Raw genomic sequence first — 4,163 nt, 5'->3', positions numbered from 1 at the left:
CAGTTGGCGAATCAACTCCAGCGCATATTTCCTCTTCTACAATGAAACAGCCCTGTAAAATTGGGGGTTGGTTGCTCAATACCGCCTTTGTATAGCAACCGAGAAATTTTGGTCGCTAAGGCTGAAGAGCTTATAACGCAAGGCTTTCGGTCCTTGGTTTGATTAAGTGTTCAATGACTCGGACTGTCCCGTTTTTGACTGTTTCTGGGACACTCGATACTGGAAAAGCTTGATTTTGCGTTGTTTTTGCTTGCTTACGGAAACCAGACTAATCATCGTAAGTGGGACAGTTTGTCCTTAACGACCATTTTTTCTCGGCTGCTATACAAAGGCGTACCTTTTGGTGAAGACGAGTGCAATCACAAATTTGCCCAACCTAAATTCTAGATTTCAGCCTGCTTGAATTGCTAACTTCACCGAAAGTTGGGACGATCCCATTAACTTGGCGCTGTACAGCAGTAGCCAGTGTATCGAGTCGTGGTTCTACACCCAATTTGAGTACTCAGTTCTGACAGTTTCAGCTAATTCTCTAGAATAGAAATAAATTTGGAGGAACTGCCGATGTTTTGGAAAAAGAAGCCCACTCAAGCGCAATCAATTTCGGGTAGCAATCTTGTCGGGAGCCAGATTCAGATGACTCAGGCGGGCGAGGACGCGATCGCAGCCCAATCAGGCACTCTTTTAGCACAACAAGAAGCTTTGAGCGGAGCGGATGTGGTGAAACTGTTGGAAGAATTAGAAACAGCGGTTAAACAATCAGGCGTTGAGGCTGAAACGCAGCAGAAGCTTTTGAATTCGGTTGGTGCTGCGAAGGATGAGGCAAAGCGGGACGATGTGGATAAGGAGATGGTAGCGAAGACTCTGAAGCGCGTTGTAGAAATGCTGGAGATGCTAAATAAAGGGACTGAGGTAGGTAAGGGATTGTGGGAGAAAGGACAAGTAGTGTTTAGTGCGATCACACCTTGGCTTGGCCCCGCCGCTAAATGGTTAGGATTCTGATGCCACTGTATTTAAAGTTCTTCTAACCTCGAATCCGTTGACGACAACATTGCAAAATAGACAAGGCATAGGCTTTGTGGCTCTCCTAGGAATGTGTTGAAGAATGTACATGATGACACAAAAATTTTGGCTAGACTATCTAAAAGCCTTTCTGGGCAGTAGATTAGCCTTGTTTGTCACCAAGAACTTAGGTAAGTCTCACTCTATGTAGCATTAACTGGTCAGCTGATTGCCTTAATACCGATAATTCTTGTCGTTCTGCTGGGGAAGTAGATTACGTTTTATTTTTGGCAAGCAGTTCTCTATGAAAATATTGTTGGATGAGTTCAATTTGCGATCTCGCAATCTTCAAACAATTTTTCAGTACTCAGCACTTGCATCTTCAGCCATTCCATGTCGTCGCATTCTCAAGCTAGAAGGTTTGACCTGTTTGCTCATTTTAATCAATGAAAATTTTTAAATTGCACCTTGGTTTGACTTAGCAGCAAAACTTATAGACTTTTAATGAAATCCCTTTGATCTCTCCAGGATTAATTTTCTGTATGAGTAAAATTGGGTATAGCTTCTCAATCATTCACTTATGTCTTGGTTTCAATGGTTTAGATTTCGCCCAACTCAAAGAATAAATACTACTGATAGTCAAATTACAAATAGCGAAATACAGGTAACTCAGGCTGGACGCGATGCATATGGCTTCCAGGATGTAGAACGCGTTACGATCGTCAACGAAACAATCGTCAATGAGACCTACATTAGTATATTTGGGGCACAGCACCGTGCTGCAGGGGTTGATTGGGAATGGTCGCAACAGGTAATTAAGGAGCAACGTGCAGAGGTAATCAATCGGCTCAAGTATGTGTTGCTGAGGGATCGTTTTTTGATGCCAGTGAAATTGTTGGAGCAACCGGAGCGGGTGAATCGATCTCCTTTAGAGTCAGAGCGACGATTGATAATCGCAGGGAAGAATTCGGAGTTGCTTGATCCAGGGCGGTTGATGATTGAGGTGTTTGGACGAAGTGATATTGCAGGAAAACTGCTGATTTTAGGAAAGCCGGGAGCAGGTAAGACGACAGTACTACTGAGTTTGACGGAGCAGTTGCTGATTGGAGCAATGAATAATCCAAAAACTGTAATCCCAGTCGTCTTTGAATTATCGACTTGGAAGAATGATCATCAATCAATTCATGATTGGCTTATCGAACAGCTTTACGATTTGCATGGAGGGGATAAAAAACAAAAACGATATGAGCAATGGTTAGAGCAAAGAGTGTTACTGCCGTTGCTGGATGGATTAGATGAATTGGGGATGGAGCGTCAGAAAAAATGTATGGCGAAACTGAATGACTTTACAAAGCAATATCCACAAGTTGTAGTATGTTGTAGATCCCAGCAATTTGAGGAGTCGGAAATTCGGCTAAGGAATCTGCGGGGAGCAGTAGAGTTGGAACCATTAACCGATCACCAGATTCAAGCTTATCTGGAGCAGGTGCAGCGAGAGGAACTTTGGACACAGATTCAGGACACGCCTGAAATGAGACGGATGCTGGAACTCCATGAGGATGAAGAAGCAGGGTTATTACGGGTACCTCTCTTTGTGTCGATCGCCGCTGCAATTTATGATGTGAATCAGCCATTTCGGACAAAAGGAGAGTTGTTGGAGCGGTATATTGATGGGCAGTTGAGTTTCGATGTGAGATCGAGCGATCGACGTAAAGAACTAGAGGGACGCAAGTGGACTTATACGGTTGTAGAGAAGGAACCTACAGCTAGGATAGTGTGGCACTACTTGTCTTGGTCAGCACGACAGCTAAATAGAAACAATGAGGTGAACTTTCTAATTGAGAAGATGCAGCCGAGTTGGTTAGAGAACCCGCGACATAAACGCCTGTATCAATTAATTGTTGGACTAATCATTGGATTAATCATTCAATCAATTCTTACTCCAATATTTATATCAGTAGTTACATTAAAAACCGGAATAACAATCGCCTTTATCGCTAGTGTGTTTGTTGGCTCCGTTATTGGGCTGACTGATATTCAACCCGTTGAGTCCTTTCAAGTTTTGAAATGGAGCGCAACAAGTCAAAAATTTATTTGCGAGTTTAGGTCAGGGTTGATTGTTTGCTCTATTTCTGGATTAATCATTGGACTAATTGGCGGGAAAATTAGCGGAGTGAGTTCTGAACTGGTTGTTTCAATGACTACTGGACTAATCATAGGGCTGATTAGTGGACTAATCATGGGGCTGATTAGTGGACTAATTGTTGGACTGAAGCAGGACTTGGACTTGAAGGTGCGCTCACGACCTAATCAAGGAACTTGGAATTCCCTTCTTAACCTATGCTTCAGCAGCGTTATTGCAATTCCTTTAGGAATTCTTTGCATGGCATTTTTGCGTTTGATTTCAACGATCAAAGTAGGGACATCGCTTGAAACTTGGTTATCAATCTTTCTTCAATCTCTTTCAAATTCAATTATTCCTGGTTGCTTCATGGCAATCGCTATCGTCTTCGGCAACAGTGGAGGAAGAGCCTTTGTACAACATTTCTGTCTTCGTTTCGTTCTTGCCTACAGCGGCACATTCCCCTTCTTCTGCGTTCCTTTTCTTAACTACTGCACTGAGCGGCGACTGGTGCAACGCATCGGGGGACGCTATCGGTTCATTCATCGAGAACTGTTGGAGCATTTTGCGAAGAGGGTAGTGCTATAGATCTGTTGTTTTTATCAAAAGCACTTGTTGGAATGGGAAGTTCCCTTCAACGGATTCGGACTCATGGTTCTTGAACCTTTTCATTGCCTAGATTGCGATGGTACTGAAGTGATTAAACATGGCAAAACGTCTGAAGACAAACAACGCTTGTATTTTAGAAGAGGGTGGTAGACCGAAACAACGCAGGTTCTGAGAAGCCGAGCTTAGCAAGGGTCACCACCCAGCCAATCGCAAACTCGAACAGTTGCCTAGGCATCATAGCCCGAATCATGCAAGCGCGAGTGTGAAGGGTGTTCTTTTAACCAAGGGTGCTATGGACAAAGTATGGGTTGGAATTGATGTTTCCAAAAAGCAGTTAGATGTCCATCTTCGCCCAATCGGAGAAACCCTCTCTTATCACTCACCGTTCGCGTAATCGAATTTGACTATTCGGAATTCGCAATGAGGCAACTGT

The 4,163-nt window shown here is 43.5% G+C and carries 2 protein-coding genes; both read left to right on the top strand.

The features are described 5' to 3' along the window. Positions 1-561: 561 nt before the first annotated feature. Positions 562-999: a hypothetical protein gene (locus AC5I6P_RS01870; RefSeq protein WP_495692064.1), complete on the top strand. Its 438-nt coding sequence runs from the start codon at positions 562-564 to the stop codon at positions 997-999. Positions 1,000-1,579: 580 nt separating this feature from the next. Further along, a complete protein-coding gene (locus AC5I6P_RS01865) occupies positions 1,580-3,709 on the top strand; it encodes an NACHT domain-containing protein (RefSeq protein WP_495692063.1) in 2,130 nt (709 codons plus the stop codon). The last annotated feature ends 454 nt before the right edge of the window (positions 3,710-4,163 follow it).

This window comes from Myxacorys sp., from assembly GCF_059501405.1.
The sequence above is the reverse complement of the archived record's forward strand: the minus strand, read 5'-3'. Positions and strand labels throughout refer to the sequence as shown.